Source organism: Kitasatospora sp. NPDC127067 (genome assembly GCF_042724755.1).
In the GTDB taxonomy this organism is placed as follows: domain Bacteria; phylum Actinomycetota; class Actinomycetes; order Streptomycetales; family Streptomycetaceae; genus Kitasatospora; species Kitasatospora lactacystinica.
In genome coordinates, this window is record NZ_JBHXEM010000043.1 from 40,549 (window position 1) to 61,740 (window position 21,192).

The 21,192-nt window shown below is 74.4% G+C and carries 18 protein-coding genes and 1 riboswitch; of the genes, 13 read left to right on the forward strand and 5 right to left on the reverse strand.

Annotation, left to right across the window (positions count from 1 at the left end; genetic code table 11):
* Nucleotides 1–3: 3 nt before the first annotated feature.
* The 5 genes from ACFWJ4_RS19070 to ACFWJ4_RS19090 all read left to right on the forward strand — a co-directional run bounded on the left by ACFWJ4_RS19070 (nucleotide 4) and on the right by ACFWJ4_RS19090 (nucleotide 4,960).
* Nucleotides 4–966, forward strand: a complete 963-nt coding sequence (locus ACFWJ4_RS19070; RefSeq protein ID WP_380545350.1) for an HpcH/HpaI aldolase/citrate lyase family protein — start codon at nucleotides 4–6, stop codon at nucleotides 964–966.
* Between the two features lie 11 nt (nucleotides 967–977).
* On the forward strand, nucleotides 978–1,481 hold the full coding sequence (locus ACFWJ4_RS19075; RefSeq protein ID WP_380545352.1) for a MaoC family dehydratase: 504 nt from the start codon (nucleotides 978–980) through the stop codon (nucleotides 1,479–1,481).
* 229 nt (nucleotides 1,482–1,710) lie between these two features.
* Nucleotides 1,711–2,913: an acyl-CoA dehydrogenase family protein gene (locus ACFWJ4_RS19080; RefSeq protein ID WP_380545354.1), complete on the forward strand. Its 1,203-nt coding sequence runs from the start codon at nucleotides 1,711–1,713 to the stop codon at nucleotides 2,911–2,913.
* A gap of 489 nt (nucleotides 2,914–3,402) precedes the next feature.
* Nucleotides 3,403–4,095 (forward strand): phosphatidylserine decarboxylase, encoded by a 693-nt coding sequence (locus ACFWJ4_RS19085; RefSeq protein ID WP_224280704.1) that lies wholly within the window; start codon nucleotides 3,403–3,405, stop codon nucleotides 4,093–4,095.
* Nucleotides 4,082–4,960 (forward strand): CDP-alcohol phosphatidyltransferase family protein, encoded by an 879-nt coding sequence (locus ACFWJ4_RS19090; RefSeq protein WP_380354263.1) that lies wholly within the window; start codon nucleotides 4,082–4,084, stop codon nucleotides 4,958–4,960. Before ACFWJ4_RS19085 ends, ACFWJ4_RS19090 begins: the two co-directional genes overlap by 14 nt.
* Before the next feature lie 198 nt (nucleotides 4,961–5,158).
* On the opposite strand, the gene ACFWJ4_RS19095 is transcribed toward ACFWJ4_RS19090, so the two are convergent.
* Entirely contained in the window at nucleotides 5,159–6,484 is a 1,326-nt protein-coding gene (locus ACFWJ4_RS19095) for a hypothetical protein (RefSeq protein ID WP_380545356.1), read from the reverse strand.
* Between the two features lie 868 nt (nucleotides 6,485–7,352).
* A complete protein-coding gene (locus tag ACFWJ4_RS19100; protein WP_380545358.1) occupies nucleotides 7,353–8,459 on the reverse strand; it encodes an alpha/beta hydrolase in 1,107 nt (368 codons plus the stop codon).
* A 438-nt stretch (nucleotides 8,460–8,897) separates the two neighbouring features.
* Nucleotides 8,898–9,030: riboswitch (cobalamin riboswitch) on the forward strand.
* A gap of 107 nt (nucleotides 9,031–9,137) precedes the next feature.
* Here ACFWJ4_RS19100 and ACFWJ4_RS19105 point away from each other — a divergent pair.
* The 6 genes from ACFWJ4_RS19105 to cpt all read left to right on the forward strand — a co-directional run bounded on the left by ACFWJ4_RS19105 (nucleotide 9,138) and on the right by cpt (nucleotide 16,606).
* Complete coding sequence (locus ACFWJ4_RS19105; RefSeq protein ID WP_380545360.1) at nucleotides 9,138–10,130, forward strand: cobalamin biosynthesis protein; 993 nt, start codon at nucleotides 9,138–9,140, stop codon at nucleotides 10,128–10,130.
* Nucleotides 10,127–11,665 (forward strand): cobyric acid synthase, encoded by a 1,539-nt coding sequence (locus tag ACFWJ4_RS19110; protein WP_380545362.1) that lies wholly within the window; start codon nucleotides 10,127–10,129, stop codon nucleotides 11,663–11,665. The genes ACFWJ4_RS19105 and ACFWJ4_RS19110 overlap by 4 nt, the downstream gene beginning before the upstream one ends.
* 154 nt (nucleotides 11,666–11,819) lie before the next feature.
* Nucleotides 11,820–13,949: a putative cobaltochelatase gene (locus ACFWJ4_RS19115; RefSeq protein ID WP_380545364.1), complete on the forward strand. Its 2,130-nt coding sequence runs from the start codon at nucleotides 11,820–11,822 to the stop codon at nucleotides 13,947–13,949.
* A gap of 6 nt (nucleotides 13,950–13,955) precedes the next feature.
* Entirely contained in the window at nucleotides 13,956–14,561 is a 606-nt protein-coding gene (gene cobO / locus ACFWJ4_RS19120) for a cob(I)yrinic acid a,c-diamide adenosyltransferase (protein ID WP_049655361.1), read from the forward strand.
* A 4-nt stretch (nucleotides 14,562–14,565) separates the two neighbouring features.
* A complete protein-coding gene (locus ACFWJ4_RS19125; protein ID WP_380545366.1) occupies nucleotides 14,566–16,023 on the forward strand; it encodes a cobyrinate a,c-diamide synthase in 1,458 nt (485 codons plus the stop codon).
* A gap of 40 nt (nucleotides 16,024–16,063) precedes the next feature.
* The gene (gene cpt / locus ACFWJ4_RS19130; RefSeq protein ID WP_380545368.1) at nucleotides 16,064–16,606 is read left to right on the forward strand and encodes a chloramphenicol phosphotransferase CPT; all 543 of its coding nucleotides are present in this window, start codon (nucleotides 16,064–16,066) and stop codon (nucleotides 16,604–16,606) included.
* Between the two features lie 156 nt (nucleotides 16,607–16,762).
* On the opposite strand, the gene ACFWJ4_RS19135 is transcribed toward cpt, so the two are convergent.
* Nucleotides 16,763–17,350 carry a TetR/AcrR family transcriptional regulator gene (locus tag ACFWJ4_RS19135; RefSeq protein ID WP_380545370.1) on the reverse strand — a complete coding sequence of 196 codons (588 nt, stop codon included), beginning with the start codon at nucleotides 17,348–17,350 and terminating at the stop codon, nucleotides 16,763–16,765.
* Nucleotides 17,351–17,491: 141 nt separating this feature from the next.
* Between ACFWJ4_RS19135 and ACFWJ4_RS19140 the strand changes: the two genes are divergently transcribed.
* Complete coding sequence (locus tag ACFWJ4_RS19140) at nucleotides 17,492–18,673, forward strand: FAD-dependent monooxygenase (protein ID WP_380545372.1); 1,182 nt, start codon at nucleotides 17,492–17,494, stop codon at nucleotides 18,671–18,673.
* A gap of 111 nt (nucleotides 18,674–18,784) precedes the next feature.
* Here ACFWJ4_RS19140 and ACFWJ4_RS19145 read toward each other — a convergent pair whose 3' ends face one another.
* Entirely contained in the window at nucleotides 18,785–19,237 is a 453-nt protein-coding gene (locus tag ACFWJ4_RS19145) for a hypothetical protein (protein ID WP_380545374.1), read from the reverse strand.
* A gap of 86 nt (nucleotides 19,238–19,323) precedes the next feature.
* Nucleotides 19,324–19,833: a MarR family winged helix-turn-helix transcriptional regulator gene (locus tag ACFWJ4_RS19150; protein ID WP_380545376.1), complete on the reverse strand. Its 510-nt coding sequence runs from the start codon at nucleotides 19,831–19,833 to the stop codon at nucleotides 19,324–19,326.
* Nucleotides 19,834–19,972: 139 nt separating this feature from the next.
* Between ACFWJ4_RS19150 and ACFWJ4_RS19155 the strand changes: the two genes are divergently transcribed.
* Nucleotides 19,973–20,914, forward strand: a complete 942-nt coding sequence (locus ACFWJ4_RS19155) for an EamA family transporter (RefSeq protein WP_380545378.1) — start codon at nucleotides 19,973–19,975, stop codon at nucleotides 20,912–20,914.
* The last annotated feature ends 278 nt before the right edge of the window (nucleotides 20,915–21,192 follow it).

Consider the following 21,192-nt stretch of genomic DNA (forward strand, 5'->3'; position numbering starts at 1 on the left):
CTTATGACTGCTGTGAACCGTCTGCGCCCGCGCCGCTCCTGTCTCGCCGTGCCGGGCAGCAACCCGCGCTTCCTGGAGAAGGCCCAGGGCCTGCCGGCCGACCAGGTCTTCCTCGACCTGGAGGACGCCTGCGCCCCGCTGGTCAAGGAGAGCGCGCGCCACAACATCGTCGACGCGCTCAACAACGGCGACTGGGGCGGCAAGACCCGCGTCGTGCGCGTCAACGACTGGACCACGCACTGGACCTACCGCGACGTGATCACCGTGGTCGAGGGCGCCGGCCCCAACCTCGACTGCATCATGCTGCCCAAGGTGCAGGACGCCGAGCAGGTCAAGGCGCTCGACCTGCTGCTCACCCAGATCGAGAAGACCATGGGCTTCGAGGTCGGCCGGATCGGCATCGAGGCGCAGATCGAGAACGCCAAGGGCCTGATCAACGTCGACGCCATCGCCGAGGCCTCGCCCCGGCTGGAGACCATCATCTTCGGCCCCGCCGACTTCATGGCCTCCATCAACATGAAGTCGCTGGTCGTCGGCGAGCAGCCGCCCGGCTACAACGCCGACGCCTACCACTACATCCTGATGCGCATCCTGATGGCCGCCCGCGCCAACGACCTCCAGGCGATCGACGGCCCGTACCTCCAGATCCGCAACCAGGAGGGCTACCGCGAGGTCGCCCGCCGCTCGGCCGCCCTCGGCTTCGACGGCAAGTGGGTGCTCCACCCGGACCAGGTCGCCGCCGCGAACGAGATCTACTCGCCCTCGCAGGAGGACTACGACCACGCCGAGCTGATCCTCGACGCGTACGACTACTGCACCTCCGAAGCGGGCGGCGCCAAGGGCTCCGCCATGCTCGGCGACGAGATGATCGACGAGGCCAGCCGCAAGATGGCGCTGGTCGTCGCCGGCAAGGGTCGGGCCGCGGGCATGCAGCGCACCACCAAGTTCGAGATCCCGGAAAGCTGAGGGCCCACGGCATGCAGTTCGGACGCACCTACGAGGAGTTCGAGGTCGGCGCGGTCTACAAGCACTGGCCCGGCAAGACGGTCACCGAGTACGACGACCACCTCTTCTGCCTGCTCACCATGAACCACCACCCGCTCCACATGGACACCAACTATGCGGAGAAGACGACGGACTTCGGCAGGAACGTCGTGGTGGGCAACTACATCTACTCGCTGCTGCTCGGCATGTCCGTCCCGGACGTCTCCGGCAAGGCGATCGCCAACCTGGAGATCGAGTCGCTGCGGCACGTCGCACCGACCTTCCACGGCGACACCCTCTACGGCGAGACCACCGTGCTCGACAAGTGGCCGTCCAAGTCCAAGGACGACCGCGGCATCGTGTACGTCGAGACCAAGGGGTACAAGCAGGACGGCACGGTCGTCTGCGTCTTCCGCCGCAAGGTGATGGTGCCGACCGGGACGTACATCAAGGAGCGCGGCGGCGAGCAGCCCGGTCGTCCGACCCCGCTCTCCTGAGCCCCTCCCTCCCCACCTTCTCGGCCTCTCCCCTCTATAGGGGGCCTCCTTCCACGGACGGAGAGCCCCCTCGAGAGACCCCGGACGGGCAGGCCGCCGTCATCGGCCGCGCCCCACCCGGTACCGGGGGCCCTGCTGCCGCAGCCACGCCGGCAGGGCCCCCGCAATCCCCCCCCCGGGGGGAATCCCCGACTTTCCATAGCCCCTCAGACCTTTCCGGAGCCGCACGATGGGACGCCTCGCACAGACCGACGGCCTCACCGAGATCCAGCGGGACATCCTCGCCACCGTGCGGGATTTCGTCGACAAGGAGATCATTCCGGTCGCGACCGAGCTGGAGCACAAGGACGAGTACCCGACCGCCATCGTCGAGGGCATGAAGCAGCTCGGCCTGTTCGGGCTCACCATCCCCGAGGAGTACGGCGGCCTCGGCGAGTCGCTGCTCACCTACGCCCTGGTGGTCGAGGAGATCGCCCGCGGCTGGATGTCGGTCTCCGGCATCGTCAACACCCACTTCATCGTGGCGCACATGATCAACGCCCACGGCACCCAGGAGCAGAAGGACCACTTCCTGCCGAGGATGGCCGCCGGCGAGATCCGCGGCGCCTTCTCGATGTCCGAGCCGGGCCTCGGGTCCGACGTTTCGGCCATCTCCACCAAGGGCGTCAAGGACGGGGAGTTCTACGTCCTCAACGGCCAGAAGATGTGGCTCACCAACGGCGGCACCTCCACCCTGGTCGCGGTCCTCTGCAAGACCGACGAGGGCGGCAACACGCCGTACAAGAACATGACCACCTTCCTGATCGAGAAGGAGGCCGGTTTCGGCCCGAACCCCACGGTTCCCGGCCTGACCGTGCCCGGCAAGATCGAGAAGATGGGCTACAAGGGCGTCGACACCACCGAGCTGGTCCTCCAGGACGTCCGCATCCCGGCCGACCGCATCCTCGGCGGCGTCCCGGGCCGCGGCTTCTACCAGATGATGGACGGCGTCGAGGTCGGCCGCGTCAACGTCGCCGCCCGCGGCTGCGGCGTCGCCCGCCGCGCCTTCGAGCTCGGCATCTCCTACGCCCAGCAGCGCTCCACCTTCGGCAAGAAGATCGCCGAGCACCAGGCGATCCAGTTCAAGCTCGCCGAGATGGCCACCAAGGTCGAGGCCGCCCACCAGATGATGGTCATGGCCGCCCGCAAGAAGGACAGCGGCGAGCGCAACGACCTCGAGGCCGGCATGGCCAAGTACCTCGCCTCCGAGTACTGCAAGGAGGTCGTCGAGGACGCCTTCCGCATCCACGGCGGCTACGGCTTCTCCAAGGAGTACGAGATCGAGCGCCTCTACCGCGAGGCCCCGATGCTGCTCATCGGTGAAGGTACTGCGGAGATCCAGAAGATGATCGTCGGACGCCGGCTCCTGGAGGAGTACCGGATCGCCGACTGATCCCCGGGCCGCCCGCCGACGGACCACGTCGCCGGGCGGCCCCCTCGAACCGCCGGTCGACGGGCGTGCGGGCCCGCGCCGGCGGAGCGCCGTGCCCCGTCACGGGCCCGGCCTGGTCCGCCTGGGTCCGGCACGGCCCTCCGGAAGCGGCCGCAGGGCGTACAGCTGCAACGACGCGCCCGGCGGCCGCTTCCGCACACCCGCTTGCGGCCACTACGGCCGTTTCGCCCCACCGGGTTCCGTCGGCGTACCCGTTGAGACAAGAGTCACCAGCCCTGTCGGGTCCCTTGGGAACCGGACCGGGTCGAGCTACGGTCGTAGGAGTGGACGCGCACACGCGCCGCCACCGGACACATGAACGAGCAGGCGGGTTGCCCACCCACCGTGTGCTCCCGATAGCATCCACCGGGACAGCAAGCCGTCCCTCTATTACCGATCCCGCGGTGGCCCCCGTCCAGCGGCCATGATCCCCCGCGACAAAGGTCTTCGATGCCCATCAGCCCGTCCCCTCACACCTCCGTCACGGACCGCGATGCCCTCGCAGCCCCGACGGCCGGTCGGCGACCCCGCGTGACCATCGCGCGCGGAGCCACCCCCTGGTTCGTCCCCACTCTCGCCACGGCCGCCGTGACCACCGCCCTCACCCGGCGCAGCGGCAAGTGGGCCCTGGCTGCGGTACCCGCCTGCGCGCTCAGCGCGGGCATGCTGTGGTTCTTCCGCGACCCCGAGCGTGAGATCGGCACGGGCAGAGTGATCTCCCCCGCCGACGGCGTGGTGCAGAGCATCGACGCCTGGCCGGACGGCCGCACCCGGGTCGCGATCTTCATGAGCCCGCTCAACGTCCACGTCAACCGCGCGCCCCTGCCGGGCACGGTGACGTCGGTCGAGCACGTCGCGGGCGGCTTCGTCCCCGCGTTCAACAAGGACAGCGACCAGAACGAGCGGGTCGTCTGGCACTTCGACACCGAGCTCGGCGACATCGAGATGGTGCAGATCGCGGGGGCCGTGGCCCGACGCATCGTGCCGTACGTGGACGCCGGAACCAAGGTCGAGCAGGGCGACCGGATCGGTCTGATCCGGTTCGGGTCCCGGGTCGACACCTACCTGCCGGCCGGCGTCGAGGTCGGCGTCGAGGTCGGCCAGAAGACCACAGCCGGGGTGACGCGCCTTGACCGTGACTGATCCTGAGACAATCGTCGGCCTGGACGACGAGGAGACGGCCCTGCGCCGCCGCCGCTGGGCGCGCGACCGCGAGCTGCGCGCCCCGCGCTCTCCTCAGCACCTGTCCACCGCCGACTTCCTGACCCTGGGGAACGCCGTCTGCGGCTTCCTGGCGATCTACTCGATCACCACCGGGGTCCTGGTCCCGCACATCACCAACCCGGACGCCGCTCCGGACCGGCACAGCGCCGCCACCGCGGTCACGCTGCTGCTGATCGGCTCGATGTGCGACCTCTTCGACGGCCTGGTGGCGCGCAAGCTGCGCTCCTCCGCCCTCGGAGCGGAACTGGACAACCTGGCGGACCTGATCAGCTTCGGCATCGCGCCGGCCTACTTCGTCGCGGTCTGGGGCATGGTCTCCCAGGGCTCCAACAGCAAGCTGTCGGCGCTCATCGCCATCACGGTGCTGCTCGCGGTGGTCCTGCGGCTGGCCCGCTTCTCGGCCGTCAAGATGCGGCCCGGGGTGTTCCAGGGCATGCCGTGCCCGATGGGCGCGATGACGGTGATCGCCATCGTGCTGCTCGACCCGCCGTTCCTGCCCGGTCTGCTCGCCATCTTCGGCGCCGCGTACCTGATGGTCAGCCGGATCGAGTACCCGAAGCCGCAGGGGCTGCTGGCCACCGCGACGCTCTGCTGGATCGTGGTCTCCATCGGCTGCCTGGCCGCCTGGGCCACCGGCCTGCCCGGTGGCAACCAGCTGATGCACGTCGGCGCGTTCGCCCAGATCACGCTCGCGGCGATGGCACCGCTGCTGGTCATCCGGCGCAAGGTGGGGCAGAAGGTCGGCGACGTCCGCGCCCGGCGGGCGGAGTCCCGGCTCGGCTGAGTCCCCGCAAAAGTCATAAGAGTCAGGGCCCGGAACCTGTTGGTTCCGGGCCCTTCTCGTATGTCATAACAATCGAGCGCCGTGGGTGCGGGGCTCAGGCGCCGTCCGAGCGGAGACCGGAGCGGACCTCGACGCGGACGCCGGAGCCGCCGTCGCGGTCGCCGTGGACCCCGAACGTCCCCACAAAAGTCATAAAACTCAGGCGCCACCGGTGTGCACGCTGAACGCCGAGCGGCGGGCCGCCCGGGCCACGCCCGGGTCCGGGTGCACGCCCGAGACCGCCGTCAGCACCGAGGCCGCCCGCGGGTGACCGGACTGCCGGGCCCGCGCGAACAGCCGGACCGGGTCGCCCGCCGAGGCGCCCTCGACATGACCCACCAGCAGCTCGGTCTCGCCGTGGTCGAGCACCGCGGCCGCGGTGTCCACCCAGAGCCAGGCCGCGTCCTCCGCGCCCAGCACGTCCGCCGGGGAGACGCCCTCGTCGGCGCGCTCCGCCAGCCACAGCAGCGCATAGGGGCGCAGCACCGGCGCGTCCACCGCCGCGCGCACCGCCTGCTCGGCCGGGCCTCCGGCCACCCGCAGCGCCTCGAAGGCCAGTCCGCGCACCAGCGCGTCGTCGCCCCGGGCGGCCTCCAGCAGCTCGCCCACGGCCCGGTCCGCCGGGCGGGCCGCGACCCACGCCCGGAACTCGGCGCGGGCCGGGCCCGGCGAGTAGTCCGCACACGCGTTCAGCAGCTCGAAGGCGCTCTGCTCGATGTGCCCGGCCGCGGTCTGCGCGACCGTGCAGATCTCCTCCAGCTTGGCCCGCACCGCCCAGTGGCCGAGCGGCGACAGCTCCGCGGCATCGTTCCTGCGCACCAGGGCGCCGACGGCCTCCAGGCCGTCGAGCATCCAGTCCAGGACGGCGGCCACGTCGGCCGGCGCGGCCGGGGTGTCGATCTGCGGCGCGCGGCAGGTGCCGCGGACGGCGGAGACGGCCGAGGCCGCGTGCGGCACCGGCGACAGCCCCGGTCCGCCGAGGCCGGTGCCGACCCGGCGCTCGTCCAGGCCCCGGCGCAGCAGTTCCAGCAGTTCGCTCTCGGCGACGGGGCCGTCCACCAGGTGCAGGAAGGAGAGCAGCTGCGGGGCCTGGTCCACGGCCTGCCCGGCCAGCACGGCGAACACGCCGCGCAGCGCGGCGGGCGGCACCGGGGCGAGCAGGGTCCAGGCGTCGAACATCGCCGACCATCCGCGCACCACGGCCTCGTCGTCGTGCTCCCAGGCATGCAGGCGCCAGCCGGGGCCGGCTCCGCCGTCCCGGGGCTCCACGAGGCCCACCAGCAGCGCCTGCCCCCATGCCTTGGCGGCGGCGCCCACCGTCATGGCCAGCGCCCGGCCGGCCTCGCGGGCGTCCTCGGGGAGCAGTTCGCCGCGCTTGTCGACCTCGGCCAGCTCACCGGCCCAGCGGGCGACGCGGACGGCGTCCACCAGCATCCGGCGGGCCAGCGGCGCCAGCTCGGCGGGTGCCGGGAAGCCCTCGGGCACGGGAACCCTGCCCCGCCCGGGAGCCGGAGCGGGCCCTCGCCGCCGGGGTACTCCGTTACGGGGGACACCCGCCCCGCCCGGCCTGCCACCGGCGGGCCGTTGGGCCGTTCCGGGGAGACGGGTCACCGTCGCACCGGTACCGATCGTCGGCGGGAGCGGGGCATCACGGTCGCGCGGGTTCCGAGACGTCACGTCGAGCAGTCTTCCCCTTGCACCGGCCTTCTGTCACATCCGGTTGTCCGTACGACCGGGCGACCGGTGGCGGCACCTCCGCAAGATCGGGCAACAGCGGCAAACCGCCTGGCCGGAAACGTGTGACCTGCCCATGCCACTCGCATCGTCCCGGTTGCCAGGAATGCTCGGGCGGTTACCGTGCGTACGGGTGGGGGGTCAGTGGCCGGGCAAATTGTCGTCCCTGACATCGGGGTGGTTTTCGCGCCGGTCGCACGGGGAATCCCCTTCCGCCGACTTCCGGCGGAGCTGTCCAGTCCGAATCCGGACGGATGACGGGCGGGGCGGGGGGATCGCGCCGCGCGAGAAGTCGGACCGGCCGACTTCTCGCGCGCCTACGGCGGAATGGGGGAAACGTTCATTCGTGGGCAGGGGGAAGCGCGCCGGAAAAGCCGGCGCGGCCCAGCCGGAAACGCCCGCGCGCGGAGGGGGGCGAGGGCGCGACCCGTAGGTCTTGCGGGCCTCGCGGACCCTGTCGGACGGATCGGACGGATCGGGTCGACGGGTCGACGGGTCGAACCAACGGGCCGGCTCGGACCTCGGCGGTGGGGCCGCGTTCCGATCCGCAGGGGCGGAAGCGGAGCACCGACCGCGGCACGTCCGGGAGACGTTCCGGCGAGGACCCGCCGGCGGCGCCCTACAGCAGCGGCGTGAGCCAGCGGCGGAGCAGTTCGGTGTACCGGTCGGGAGCGGTGTTCCAGAGGGTGGCGTGGTCGGCACCGGGGAAGGCCTGGAGGCTGACCACGTCGCGACGGGCGGCGGCCAGCTTCTCGGCGCTGCCGAAGGGCGCGATCCGGTCCTCGGGGCTGTGCAGGAGAAGGGTGGGCACCCGCAGGTCGGTGCCGTCGGCGATGCGGGCGAAGTCGGCGAGGTCGACGCCGGTGCGGCCCTCCGCGGCCAGGGCCCCGAGCTCGGCGGCGACGCCCTGGAAGCCGGCCCGGGCAGCGTCCCGGCGGGCGGAGACCGGGAGGTCGAGCACCGGCGAGTCGAGGATGAGGCCGCTGACGGCGTGCGGCCAGGCGGTGCGGGCCGCGGTCTGGAGGGCCGTGGTCGCGCCGACCGACCAGCCGTAGAGGATCACCTTGCCCGCGCCGCTGTCGAGCGCCAGCCGTACCGCCGCCTCGATGTCGCGCCACTCGGTCTCGCCGAAGTGGCTGAGCCCGTCCGGGGAGGCGGGGGCGCCCTGGTCGCCGCGGTAGGTGACGGCAAGGGTGGGCAGGCCGAGCCGGTCGAGGACGGGGAGCACCGGGAGGGTCTGCTGGCGGTCGGCCTCGGGGCCGTGCACCAGGATCACCCAGGTGCCGCGCTTGCCGTCGAGCCGCCAGGCGGGAAGGGCGCCGAGCTCACCGTCGGCGGTGGTGTCGGTGAAGGGGAGGCCGAGTGCCTCGGTGGGGTCGCCGAGGTGGACCCGGGGGGTGAAGCGGACCTCGGTGCCGGGGGTGAGCGTGCCCCGGTCGGCGCGGAGCAGCCGGCGGGTGACGCCCCGCTCGTCGCTGTGCAGGACCTCCTCGACGACCGCGTGCCCGCCGTCCGCCCACTCGACCGCCCAGCGGCCGGGGCGCAGGCTCTCGGGGCCGCGGGTGAAGGTGACGCGGCCGGGGGCGAGGCCGCGGACCAGGACCGGCCCGGACTTCGGGACGGCGGCCACCGGACGGACCGTCCGCTCGGAGGCCCGACGGCCGATCACCAGCACGGCGGCCCCGACCGCGGCGGCCGCCACGACGGCGGCGGTTCCCCAACGCATTTCGCTCCCCGCTCTGTTGCTCACGGACCGGACGGTGTTCGGGCACCAGTTCACCGGCGCTCCGTCCGCCCGGCCACCGGGCTGGGCCGTCCGGGTCACCCGGGCGGCGGCCCGGCGGCGCCGAGGAGGTGCCGGAAGCGGGCGGCGAGGGCGGCGGCGGGGGCGGCGAGGGGCTTTCCGCGGTGCCCGCCACCGAACTCCGCGGCGCATGCCACCGAACCGCAGGCGTGGCCCCGGTCCTGCCCCAGCCGCCGAACGCACGAAGCGGCCCGGCCACGGACCGGTGCCGCGCCGGGCGATCCCCCGGCCTGTCAGCGGCCCCGCGCCGGGCGATCCCCGGCGCGTCGGCGGCGTCCGCGTGTGACCAACCCCTCCGTGACCTCGGTTGACTCCCGGTTCGGGCCCGTGATGGGATCCTGGGGCCAAACGGAGGCATGGAGAGGAAGCCGGTGGAATTCCGGCGCGGTCCCGCCACTGTCACCGGGGAGCACGCTCGGAACATCGCCACGGCGGCCGTCGACGGCCGCTGGAAGGCTCCGGGCGTGCGTTCGACCCGGAAGCCAGGAGACTCTCGCCCCCGTCACGTCGATCCAGGGCGCGGACCCTGAGTGAGGACACGCACGCGATGCAGGCTGCCCCGCCCCACCGGACTCCGAGCTGCCTTCCGCCGTGCCCCCGATGACCCCGCTCGGGCCCTCCTCCTCGCCGCGCCCGCTGGCCCGCGCCGCCGCGTTCGCGCTCGGCGCCGTCGCGGGCCATGTCGCCGACGCCCGCTTCGCCGACCCCCGCCGGGGCCATCCGGTGGCCGTCTTCGGCGGCGCCGCGACCCGGCTGGAGCGTCGGCTGTGGCGCGACGACCGCGGCGCGGGGGCCGGGTACACGGCGCTGTGCGTGGGCGCGGTGGCGGCGGGCGCGCTCGCCCTGGACCGTACGGTGGGCCGGCGTCCGCTGGGCCGGGCGGTGCTGGCGGCGGCCGCGACCTGGACGGTGCTCGGCGGCACCTCGCTGACCCGGGAGGCGCGCACCATCGGCCGCTCGCTGTCCGCGGGCGACCTCGCGGCGGCCCGGGAGCGGCTGCCGCACCTGTGCGGGCGGGACCCGAGCGCGCTGGACGGGCAGCAGATCGCCCGGGCGGTGGTCGAGTCGGTGGCCGAGAACACCGCCGACGCCGTGGTGAACGCGCTGACCTGGGGCGCCCTGGCCGGCACGCCCGGCCTGCTGGCCTTCCGCGCCGTGAACACCCTGGACGCGATGGTGGGTCACCGCTCGCCGCGCTACGCCCGGTTCGGCTGGGCCTCGGCCCGGCTGGACGACCTGGCGGGCTGGCCGGGCGCCCGGCTGACGGCGCTGCTGACGGTGGCCGCCGCGCCCGAGCCCCGTACGGCCTGGCGGGTCTGGCGGCGCGACGGCTCCGCGCACCCGAGCCCGAACGCGGGCCAGGCCGAGGCGGCGTTCGCCGGCGCGGTGGGCGTACGGCTGGGCGGGGCGCTGCGGTACGGCGAGAGGGTGGAGCACCGGCCCGTGCTGGGTGCGGAGCTGCGGCCGGTGACGGTGGACGACATCGAGCGCGCCTGTGCGCTCTCCCGGCGGGTGGGCGCACTGGCGCTGGGTACGACGGTCGCGGGGCACGTCCTGCTGCGGATGCTGCTGAGGAAGAAGGGACGGGCATGAGCAAGGCGCTGCTGGTCGCGGGGACGACCTCGGACGCGGGCAAGAGCGTGGTGACGGCCGGGATCTGCCGTTGGCTCGTCCGCCAGGGCGTGCGGGTCGCGCCGTTCAAGGCGCAGAACATGTCGCTCAACTCCTTCGTCACCGCCGACGGCGCCGAGATCGGCCGTGCCCAGGCGATGCAGGCGCAGGCCGCCCGGGTGGAGCCGGAGGCGGCGATGAACCCGGTGCTGCTCAAGCCGGGCGCGGACGGCCGCAGCCAGGTGGTGCTGCTCGGCAGGCCGGTGGCGGAGGTGGGCGCGCTGGACTACCGCGAGCGCAAGCCCGTCCTGCTGGAGCGTGCCCTGGAGTGCCTGGCGGACCTGCGCGGCCGCTACGACGTGGTGGTCTGCGAGGGCGCGGGCTCGCCCGCCGAGATCAACCTGCGCGACCGCGACATCGCCAACATGGGCCTGGCGACGGCCGCCGCCCTGCCGGTGGTGGTGGTCGGGGACATCGACCGCGGCGGGGTCTTCGCGGCGATGTACGGGACGCTGGCGCTGCTGTCGGCGGAGGACCAGCGGCACGTGGCCGGCTGGTTCGTCAACAAGTTCCGCGGTGACGCGCGGCTGCTCGCGCCCGGGCTGGAGATGCTGCACGGGCTGACCGGCCGTCCGGTGCTGGGCACGCTGCCGATGCTGCCCGGGCTCTGGCTGGACGCCGAGGACTCGCTGGACCTGTCGACGGTGGTGGACCGGGCGGACGGGCCCGGGCCGTACGGCGCGGACGTGCTGCGGGTGGCCGTGGTGCGCTTCCCGCGGCTGTCCAACTTCACCGACATGGACGCGCTCGCGCAGGAGCCGGGCGTGCTGGTGCGCTGGGCGACCCGCCCGGAGGAGCTGGCCGACGCCGACCTGGTGGTGCTGCCCGGCACCCGGGCCACCGTCGCGGACCTCGCCTGGCTGCGCGAGCGCGGTCTGGAGCCGGCGCTGCGGGCGCGGGCGGCGGCCGGGCTGCCGGTCCTCGGGGTCTGCGGCGGCTACCAGATGCTGGCGCGCTCGATCGTGGACGAGGTCGAGTCGAAGGCGGGGGCCGTCGAGGGCCTCGGCCTGCTGCCGACGCAGGTGCGGTTCGGCGCCGAGAAGGTGCTGGCGCGGCCGGTCGGCGAGGCGTACGGGCAGCGGGTGGAGGGCTACGAGATCCACCACGGGGTGGTCACCGTCGAGGGCGGGGACACGTTCGTCTCCGACGGCCGGGGGCGGAGTCTGGACGGCTGCCGGGTGGGCCCGGTCTGGGGCACGACCTGGCACGGCGCGCTGGAGAACGACGGGTTCCGCCGCGAACTCCTGCGCGAGGTCGCCGCGTTGTCGGGCCGGGCGTTCGTCCCGGCCCCGGACACCTCCTTCGCCGCGGCGCGCGAGGCCCGGCTGGACCGGCTGGGCGACCTGATCGAGGAGCACGCCGACACCGACGCGCTGTGGAAGCTGATCGAGGGCGGGGTGCCGGCGGCCGGATCGCTGCCGTTCGTCCCGCCCGGGGCCCCTGGGAGTGACGCATGAGCCGGGTACGGCGGCAGTGCCGGGTACGGCAGCAGAGCCGGGCAGGATCACGGGACCAGGCAGGATCACGAAACCGGGCAGGTTCACCGAGCCGGGCAGGATCACAGGACCGGACGGTGCCGCGGAACCGGGCACGACAGGAGTGGGGTACGGCATGAGTGACGTCCGCTATCCGTTCACCGCGATCGTCGGCATGGCCGACCTGCGGCTCGGGCTGCTGCTGAACGCGGTCTCCCCGGCCGTGGGCGGCGTGCTGGTGCGCGGTGAGAAGGGCACCGCGAAGTCGACCATGGTGCGCGCGCTGGCCGGCCTGCTGCCGTCCATCGCCACCGTGGACGACTGCCGCTTCGCCTGCGACCCGGCCGCGCCCGACCCGCAGTGCCCGGACGGGCCGCACGTCTCCCCGCCCGCTTCCGAACGGCCGGCCCAGCTGGTCGAGTTGCCGGTCGGCGTGGCCGAGGACCGGATCGTCGGCTCGCTCGACCTGGAGCGGGCGCTGGCCGAGGGCGTCAAGGCGTACGAGCCCGGGCTGCTCGCCAGGGCGCACCGCGGCGTGCTCTACATCGACGAGGTGAACCTGCTCCAGGACCACGTGGTGGACCTGCTGCTGGACGCCGCCGCGATGGGCCGCTCCTACGTCGAGCGCGAGGGCGTGTCGGTGCGCCACGCGGCCCGGTTCCTGCTGGTGGGCACGATGAACCCGGAGGAGGGCGAGCTGCGGCCGCAGCTGCTCGACCGGTTCGGCCTGACCGTCGAGATCGCCGCCACCCGGGATCCGGCCGAGCGCGCCGAGGTGGTCCGCCGCCGGCTCGCCTACGACGCGGACCCGGCCGGCTTCGCCGAGCGGTTCGCCGAGGATGAGCGGGCTCTCGCCGAACGCATCGTCGCCGCACGGGAGTTGCTGCCCAAGGTCGAGCTGACCGATGTGGCACTGCGTCAGATCACCGCCGTGTGCGCCGCGTTCGAGGTGGACGGGCTGCGCGCTGACATCGTGATGGCCCGCACGGCCGTCGCACTGGCGGCCTGGGACGGGCGCACCGAGGTGCAGGAGGAGGACGTCCGCAAGGCGGCGCAGCTGGCGCTGCCGCACCGGCGCCGCCGCAACCCCTTCGACGCGCCGGGGCTGGACGAGGATCAGCTGGACCGGACGCTGGAGGAGCACGCGCAGCAGGAGGAGCCGGAGCCCGAGGGCGACGGGTCCGGCCCGGACGGCGACGGCCCTGAGGGCGACGGCGACGGGCCGGAGGGCGGCCCGGACGGGGGCGGCCCCGACGGCGGCGGCGCGCCCGAGCCGTCCGACGGCGGCCCCGAGGGGTCCGCCCCCGAGCCGTCGGCCCCCGAGGCCCCCTCCCCCGAGGGCCCCGAGGAGCCCGCGCAGCAGCCCGTACCCGCCCAACACCCCTCCCCCGCACGGGAGTCGGCGCCGGTTGCGGCCGGGGACCCGTACCGGACCCAGCTGTTCACCGTCAAGGGCACCGGACACGGCGCCCAGGGCCGCCGCTCCCCCGCCGAGACCACCGGCGGGCACACCATCCGCGCCCGCCGCCCGCAGGGCGCGCTCGGCCGGCTGCACCTGACCGCGACCCTCCAGGCCGCCGCGCCGCACCAGGCTGCGCGCGGGCGCAGCGGGCGGGCGCTGGTGGTGCACAAGGACGACTTCCGCGAACAGGTGCGCCAGGGGCGGGAGTCCAACCTGGTGCTGTTCGTGGTGGACGCCTCCGGGTCGATGGCCGCCCGGCAGCGGATGACCACCGTCAAGGGCGCGGTGCTGTCGCTGCTGATGGACGCCTATCAGCGCCGCGACAAGATCGGCATGATCACCTTCCGGGGCGCGGGTGCCGAGCTGGCGCTGCCGCCCACCTCCTCGGTGGAGGTCGGCGCGGCCCGACTGGAGTCGCTGCCCACCGGCGGGCGGACCCCGCTGGCCGCCGGCCTGCTCCGCGCGCACGAGGTGCTGCGGGTGGAGCGGCTGCGCGACCCGAGCCGGCGCCCGCTGCTGGTCGTGGTGACCGACGGCCGGGCCACCGGCGGGCGGGACGCGCTCGCCCGCTCGCACCGCGCGGCCGCGCTGTTCGCGGCGCAGGGCACGGCGAGCGTGGTGCTGGACTGCGAGTCCGGCCCGGTCCGCCTGGGCCTGGCCCGCACCCTGGCCGGGCTGCTCGGCGGCACCGCCGTCGGCCTGGACGAGCTGCGCGCCGAGGGCGTGGCCTCGCTCGTCCGCGAGAGCCGGTCCGACAACCGTTCTGCGAACCGTGCAACCACCGCGATGCGAAAGGCGGCCTGAGCCGACATGCCCAAGGGTGTCCCCGAGAGCGTCCCCGACGACGGCCTGACGACCCGTCAGCGCCGCACACTGCCGATCACCGCCGTGCACACCGGCCCCGGCAAGGGCAAGTCCACGGCCGCGTTCGGCATGGCGCTGCGGGCCTGGAACCAGGGCTGGCCGGTCGGGGTGTTCCAGTTCGTGAAGTCCGCCAAGTGGAAGGTCGGCGAGGAGAACGCGCTGCGCGTGCTCGGCGCCTCCGGCGAGGGCGGCACCGTCGACTGGCACAAGATGGGCTCCGGCTGGTCCTGGATCCAGCGCTCCGCCGAGCAGGAGATGTCCAGCGAGGAGGCGGCCAAGGAGGGCTGGGAGCAGGTCAAGCGGGACCTCGCGGCCGAGACCTACCGCTTCTACGTGCTGGACGAGTTCACCTACCCGATGCACTGGGGGTGGGTCGACCCGGACGAGGTGGTGGCCGTGCTCAAGGACCGTCCGGGCAGTCAGCACGTCGTCATCACCGGCCGGTACGCGCCCGAGGCGCTGACCGGATTCGCCGACCTGGTCACCGAGATGACCAAGGTCAAGCACCCCATGGACGCCGGCCGCAAGGGCCAGCGCGGTATCGAGTGGTAGGCCGTTGAGCACCGTCCCCCGCCTCGTCGTCGCCGCGCCCTCCTCGGGCGCCGGCAAGACCACCGTCGCCACCGGCCTGATCGCGGCGCTCGCCGCGCGCGGGCTGGCGGTGTCGCCGCACAAGGTCGGCCCCGACTACATCGACCCGGGCTACCACGCACTCGCCGCCGGGCGCCCGGGCCGCAACCTGGACGCCTTCCTGTGCGGGCCGGAGCGGATCGCACCGCTGTTCCTGCACGGCGCGGCGGGGGCGGACGTCGCGGTGGTCGAGGGGGTCATGGGCCTGTTCGACGGGGCCTCCGGGCGCGGGGAGCTGGCCTCCACCGCGCACGTCTCCAAGCTGCTGCGGGCGCCGGTGGTGCTGGTGGTGGACGGCTCCTCGCAGTCCCGCTCGGTGGCCGCGCTGGTGCACGGCTTCGCCTCCTGGGACCCGCAGGTGCGGCTCGCCGGGGTGATCCTCAACCGGGTCGCCTCCGACCGGCACGAGCAGCTCCTGCGCGAGGCCCTGGAGGAGGGCTCCGGCGTGCCGGTGCTGGGCGCGCTGCGCCGCTCCGCGGCGGTCGCCACGCCGTCCCGCCACCTCGGGCTGATCCCGGCGGTGGAGCGCTCGGCGGAGGCCCTGCGGGCGGTCGCCGACATGGGTGAACTGGTGGCCTCCTCGGTCGACCTGGACGCCCTGCTCGAACTCGCCCGGACGGCGCCGGACCTGGACGCCGAACCGTGGGACCCGTCGGCCGAGGTCACCCCGGTGGCCGGCCGGCCGCGGATCGCGGTGGCGGGCGGCGCGGCCTTCTCCTTCTCGTACGCCGAGAACGCCGAACTGCTCGGCGCGGCGGGCGCGGAGGTGGTCCCGTTCGACCCGCTGCACGCCTCGTCGCTGCCCGAGGGCACGGCCGGCCTGGTGATCGGCGGCGGCTTCCCGGAGCTGTACGTACGCGAGTTGAGCGGCAACGCCGAACTTCGCGCCGCCATCGCCAGGTTCGCCGCCGCGGGCGGGCCGATCGCCGCCGAGTGCGCCGGACTGCTCTACCTGGGGCGGGAGTTGGACGGCCTGCCGATGTGCGGCGTGCTGGCCACCGACGCCCGGATGACCGAGCGGCTCACCCTCGGCTACCGGGAGGCGGTCGCCCTGCACGACTCGCCGCTGGGCCCGGCCGGCACCAGGCTGCGCGGCCACGAGTTCCACCGCACGGTCTGCGAACCCGGAGCGGGCGAACTCCCGGCCTGGGGCTGGCGCCTTCCCACCGGCCCCCGCACCGAGGGCTTCGCGGGCGGCAACGTGCACGCCTCCTACCTGCACCTGCACTGGGCGGGCGCACCGGCGCTGGCGTCCTCCTTCACGGCCGCGGCGGCGAACTTCGCGACCGGGGCGGGCTTCGCGGCGGGAACGGGCTTCACGGCGGGAGCCGCCGGAGTCGCGCAGTCCACGGCTCGTCCCGTCCCCTGGGGCGCCCCCGGATAACGCGGCGACGCCGTGGGGTGTGCGGCCATAGGCTCCGCCCATGCATGTGATCGTTCTCAACGGCGGGTCCAGCTCCGGCAAGTCGAGCATCGCCCGGCGCCTGCAGGAACTGCTGCCGGACCCGTGGCTGCACCTCGGCACGGACACCATGGTCGACGCGCTGCCGGCGTCGTTGCGCGACGGCGGCGAGGGGATCGGCGGACTGGAGGGCGGGAACGGGACGGTCGAGGTCGGCCCGGTCTTCGCCGCGCTGGACGCCGCCTGGACGCTCGGGGTGGCGGCGATGGCCCGGGCCGGGGCGCGGATCGTGGTGGACGAGGTGTTCCTCGGCGGCGCCGCTTCGCAGGCCCGGTGGCGGGCGGCGCTGGAGGGTCTCGACGTGCTCTGGGTCGGGGTGCACTGCGATCCTGCGGTGGCCGCGGCGCGAGAGGCCGCGCGCGGCGACCGGGTGGCCGGGATGGCCGCCGCGCAGGCCTCGGCGGTGCACCAGGGCGTCGCCTACGACCTGGTCGTCGACACCTCGCGGGCCTCGGTGGACGACTGCGCCCGGCTCGTCGCCGGGCGGGTGGCGTCCGGCGGTTGAGCCGCCACCGGCCGGACCCTGTCGTACGCGGCCGCGCCCCGTCGTGCCCGGCCGCACCCCGTGGTCCGGGACCGCACCCCGTCGCCCGGGGCGCCGGACCCGGGGGGCCCGCCGGGCGCTGCTCCGGACCGCCGCCAGCGCCGCGGTATCCCGGGCCTACCGGTCGAGCAGCACGGCGAGGTAGCGGTCGATCTCCTCGCGCAGCTCCTCGGGCATCGGCACGTGCCAGTGCCCGCTGCCGGCCGTCGCGTTGAACAGCACGCCGTCGCACCAGCGGATCAACCGGCGGGAGTCCCCCGTCGGGTCGCTCGAACCGGAGGCGGCGAGCAGCTCGGCGGCGCGCTGGGCGAAGCGCGCGCCCAAACGGTCGTAGAGAGAGCGCAGTTCGGGCCTGCGGGTGGCCTCCAGGGCGAGCTCCAGGCGGGCCAGGGTGATCCGGCGGCCGCCCGTGAGCGCCTGGAAGAGCACCTCGGCGCCGACCTCGGCCAGCAGCTCGCGCGGCGGGACGGCGGCCGCCGGCAGCTCGCCCTCGACGAGGACCGGGTAGTCGGCGGTCTCCCGCTCGACGATCCGGGTGAGCACGAGCTCCAGCAGGGCGGACCTGGTCCGGGCGAGGTTGGAGGTCGAGCCGGCGGGCAGGCCGGACGCGTCGTCCACGGCGCGGTGGGTGAGCCCGCGCAGGCCGGCGTCGGCGATCAGATCGATGGCGGCGTCGGCGATCAGGGTCGGGCGCGGGGGTGTCATGGGTCCGATCATGGCCTTTCCGGAGAGGCTCCCCCAACTCACTACAGCCGTAGTTTACGGCTCACTACATGTGTAGTACCGTTTCGAGCGCTGGACACTACATCTGTAGTGGCCAGAGCGCGCGAGAAGAGGAGCCCCGTCATGGGCCTGCACCAGGCGATCGTCATCGGCGGCGGCATCGGTGGCCTCGCCGCCGCCCTCGCCCTCCACCGACAGGGCGTCCCCGTCCGCGCCCACGAGCGCGCCGACTCCCTCGAACCCGTCGGCGCCGGACTCGCCCTGGCCCCCAACGCCCTGCGCTGCCTCGACCGGCTCGGCATCGGCGGGCACCTGCGCGCCCTCGCCACCCCGCACCCCGCCGTCGGCCTGCGCCACCCCTCCGGCCGCTGGCTCGTCCGCACCAGCACGTCCGCCTTCGAGGCCCGCTTCGGCGACACCATCGCCGCCGTCGCCCGCGCCGACGTCATCACCGCCCTGGTCGACGCGCTCCCGGAGGGCACCGTCCGCACCGGCTCGCCCGCCACCCTCGTCACCCCCGGCAGCGCGACCGGGCCCGCCGTCGTCCGCACCGCCGACGGGGAGGAGACGGCCGACCTGGTCGTCGCCGCCGACGGCATCCACTCCGCGACCCGGAGCCTGCTCTTCCCCCGGCACCCCGGCCCCCGCTACAGCGGATTCACCACCTGGCGCACCATCGTCACCCCCGGCCGCCTCCCGGCCGCCGCCGGCGAGGTGTGGGGCCGCGGGAAGCTCACCGGGATCGTCCCGCTCGCCGACGGCCGGGTCTACGTGTACGGCGCCGCCCTCGCCCCGGCCGGCGAACGGGCCGCCGACGGGGACGAGCGGGCCGAACTCCTGCGCCGGTACGGCGACTGGTGCGCCCCCGTACCGCAACTGTTCGCCCTGGCCGAGCCCGAGCGAGTCCTGCGCCACGACGTCCTGGACCTCGCCGACCCGCTACCCGCCCACCACCACGGCCGGGTCGCCCTTCTCGGCGACGCCGCCCACGCGATGTGCCCCTTCCAGGGCCAGGGCGCCTGCCAGGCCATCGAGGACGCCCTCGTCCTGGCCTCCCTGCTCACCCCCGGCACCGACCCCGCCGCTGCCCTGCCCGCCTACACCGCCGCCCGGCTCCCCCGCACCACCGCCGTCGTCGCCGGCTCCCGCCGCATCGGCGACCTCGTCGCCCTCCGCTCCCCCGCCGCCACCTTCCTGCGCACCACCGCCCTCACCCTCGCCGGTCTCCTCCCCGCCCGCGCCCTGCTGAGCCGCGCGGCCCGGACGTACAACTGGCGGCCGCCGACCCCGGGCGGGGCGGCGTAAGGGGACCCGCCCTCCGCCGAGCACGTCCTCCGAGCACGTCCGCCGCGACTCTCGGAGCCGCGGCCGGGGGCGACCGGGCGCGGGGCCGGGCGCGGACGGTCCGGGCGGCCGTCAGGCGAGCTTGCCGAAGGTGCCGTCCAGCGGGTCGGACCGGTGGCAGGTGACACAGCGCAGCCGGGTGTAGATCGCCACCGCGCCCATGAAGACGTCCTCGCGCCCGTCGGCCGGGGACTCGGAGGAGGCCGGCTCCCCGCAGTCCAGGCAGACGCGGCGGGGGCGGGCGGCGACCGAGCAGGCGCGGCAGATCAGGTGGGTCGGGTGTTCCGCGTGCACGACGACGGGCTGGGGGCCGCCGTACAGCAGGTGGTCGCACCAGGTGCAGGACTCGTCCTGCTGGGCCGCCAGCATCCGGGCCCGGGTCTCCTGCTGCCACTTCGCCGCGTGCTGCAACGGCACCCGGACGGGCGGTCCCCACCCGGAGGCGGTGAGCCACCGGGCGCCCTCCGCGCCGGCGGCCCGCAGCTGGTCGTCGACGGCGATGTCCCTGGGCGTCTTCTCGTTCATCGGGGCCTCTCCTCCGCTGGGCTTCCGCAGAGGACAACGCGGCCGGGACACCGCCGGACACGCGGCCCGGCGTGCCCGGCCCCGGTTCAGAGGAGCGGCTCGGTGTCCCCGTGCGCGATGAGCAGCTTGCGCAGCAGGGCGTCGAGCCGGGTGCGCTCGTCCGCGTCGAGGGCCGAGAGGATGCGCTCCTCGTTGCCGACGTGGCCGGCCAGGGCGCCGTCGATCAGCTCCTTGCCGGCCGGGGTGAGGCGGACCAGGACGGCGCGGCGGTCGCCCGGGCACGGGTTGCGCTCGACCAGGCCCTTGGCGGACAGCCGGTCGACCCGGTTGGTGATGGCGCCGGAGGTGACCATCGCGGACTTGAGCAGTGCGCGGGCGTTGAGCTCGTACGGCTCGCCGGAGCGGCGCAGGGTGGCCAGCACGTCGAACTCGGAGGAGTCCAGGCCGCAGGCGGTGAAGTACTCGCGCAGGGCGTTGTCGACCCGGACGTTGAGCCGTCGCAGCCGGCCGATCAGGGCCATGGGCCCGGCGTCCAGGTCGGGGCGGGCCCGGGCCCACTGCTCGACGATGTCGTCCACGGTGTCGCGCTGCTGCATGTCCGCCGCCCTCCCGGAGCCGCCTGTCCGAAGCCTTTCGTCCAACGCAGATATCTTAACATTCACATACTTGACGTTCTCCGATTCCAGGCGTAGAAAGTATCTCAACGTTCAGATAATCAACGTTCAGGGGGACGTCATGGCCGTCATGGACCGCAAGCGCGCGGGGATCGCCGTCACCGCCGCACTCGCCCCGGCCGCGTGGGGCACCACCTACCTCGTCACCACCCAGCTGCTGCCCGAGGGCCGCCCGCTGCTGCTCGCCGCCCTGCGCGCCCTCCCGGCCGGACTGCTCCTGCTACTGATCGGCCGCCGACTTCCCAAGGGGCGCTGGTGGGGGCGCGCGGCCGCACTCGGGATGCTCAACATCGGGCTGTTCTTCCCGCTGATGTTCGTCGGCGCGTACCGCCTGCCCGGCGGCGTCGCCGCCACCATCGGGGCGATCCAACCGCTGCTCGTCGCCGGGTTCTCGATCGGCGTGCTGCGGGTGCGGCCCGGACGGCGGGCGGTGATCGCGGGACTGGTCGGGGTCGGCGGAGTGGCCCTGCTGGTGCTCAAGAGCGGGGCCCGGCTGGACGGCGTCGGCATCGCCTCGATGGTCGCCGGGATCTCCCTGATGGCCATGGGCACCGTCCTCACCCGCCGCTGGGGCCGCCCCGAGGGCGCCACCCTGCTCGACCTCACCGCCTGGCAGCTCCTGGCCGGCTCGGTCTTCCTCGTGCCGCTCGCCGCCGTGGTCGAGGGCGCGCCGCCCGCCCTGAGCGCCGCCAACCTGGCCGGCTTCGCCTACCTCGGCCTGTTCGGCACCGCGCTCGGCTACTTCCTCTGGTTCCGCGGCATCGAGCACCTCGGCGCCGGCCCGGCCTCCTTCCTCGGCCTGATCAACCCGGTCGTCGCCACCCTCGGCGGCCTCGTCGTCCTCGGCCAGACCCTCACCCCCTGGCAGCTCCTCGGCCTTCTCCTCGCCCTCGCCGCCATGCTCGTCGGCCAGGCCCCCGGCCGCCGCACCCCCGCCCCCGCCCCGGCATCGGCACCGGCCACCGCGCCCACCCCCCAGCCCGAACCGGCCACCGCCCGCTGACCGGGCTCCTCCCCAAGGCCGGCATCTCCCTGAACGCCTGCGCCCCGCCGTCCCGGCGGGGCGCAGGCGTATTCGGCGGGCGGCGAGCGATGACGGACGGGCCGCGCGGACGGCGGAACCCGGACCCCGGTCGGCGGGTCAGCCGGTGGCGCGGATGTAGATGTCGGCGGCGCCGGGCAGGCCGCCGGGGATGGTGGCGACGTAGATGCGGCGCGCGCTGGGGAGGACTAAGGGCAGGTCGGTGGGGTCGGGTCTGAACATGTGAGAACACGTCCTGG

Bases quoted from the DNA above. Each gene is read 5' to 3' on its own strand.
- ACFWJ4_RS19100 (WP_380545358.1), bottom strand. From the start codon at position 8,459: ATGCGTTGGGGAACCGCCGCCGTCGTGGCGGCCGCCGCGGTCGGGGCC.
- ACFWJ4_RS19075 (WP_380545352.1), top strand. From the start codon at position 978: ATGCAGTTCGGACGCACCTACGAGGAGTTCGAGGTCGGCGCGGTCTAC.
- cpt (WP_380545368.1), top strand. From the start codon at position 16,064: ATGCATGTGATCGTTCTCAACGGCGGGTCCAGCTCCGGCAAGTCGAGC.
- ACFWJ4_RS19155 (WP_380545378.1), top strand. From the start codon at position 19,973: ATGGCCGTCATGGACCGCAAGCGCGCGGGGATCGCCGTCACCGCCGCA.
- ACFWJ4_RS19070 (WP_380545350.1), top strand. From the start codon at position 4: ATGACTGCTGTGAACCGTCTGCGCCCGCGCCGCTCCTGTCTCGCCGTG.
- ACFWJ4_RS19140 (WP_380545372.1), top strand. From the start codon at position 17,492: ATGGGCCTGCACCAGGCGATCGTCATCGGCGGCGGCATCGGTGGCCTC.
- ACFWJ4_RS19150 (WP_380545376.1), bottom strand. From the start codon at position 19,833: ATGCAGCAGCGCGACACCGTGGACGACATCGTCGAGCAGTGGGCCCGG.
- ACFWJ4_RS19080 (WP_380545354.1), top strand. From the start codon at position 1,711: ATGGGACGCCTCGCACAGACCGACGGCCTCACCGAGATCCAGCGGGAC.
- ACFWJ4_RS19135 (WP_380545370.1), bottom strand. From the start codon at position 17,350: ATGACACCCCCGCGCCCGACCCTGATCGCCGACGCCGCCATCGATCTG.
- ACFWJ4_RS19085 (WP_224280704.1), top strand. From the start codon at position 3,403: ATGCCCATCAGCCCGTCCCCTCACACCTCCGTCACGGACCGCGATGCC.
- ACFWJ4_RS19110 (WP_380545362.1), top strand. From the start codon at position 10,127: ATGAGCAAGGCGCTGCTGGTCGCGGGGACGACCTCGGACGCGGGCAAG.
- ACFWJ4_RS19115 (WP_380545364.1), top strand. From the start codon at position 11,820: ATGAGTGACGTCCGCTATCCGTTCACCGCGATCGTCGGCATGGCCGAC.
- ACFWJ4_RS19105 (WP_380545360.1), top strand. From the start codon at position 9,138: ATGACCCCGCTCGGGCCCTCCTCCTCGCCGCGCCCGCTGGCCCGCGCC.
- cobO (WP_049655361.1), top strand. From the start codon at position 13,956: ATGCCCAAGGGTGTCCCCGAGAGCGTCCCCGACGACGGCCTGACGACC.
- ACFWJ4_RS19145 (WP_380545374.1), bottom strand. From the start codon at position 19,237: ATGAACGAGAAGACGCCCAGGGACATCGCCGTCGACGACCAGCTGCGG.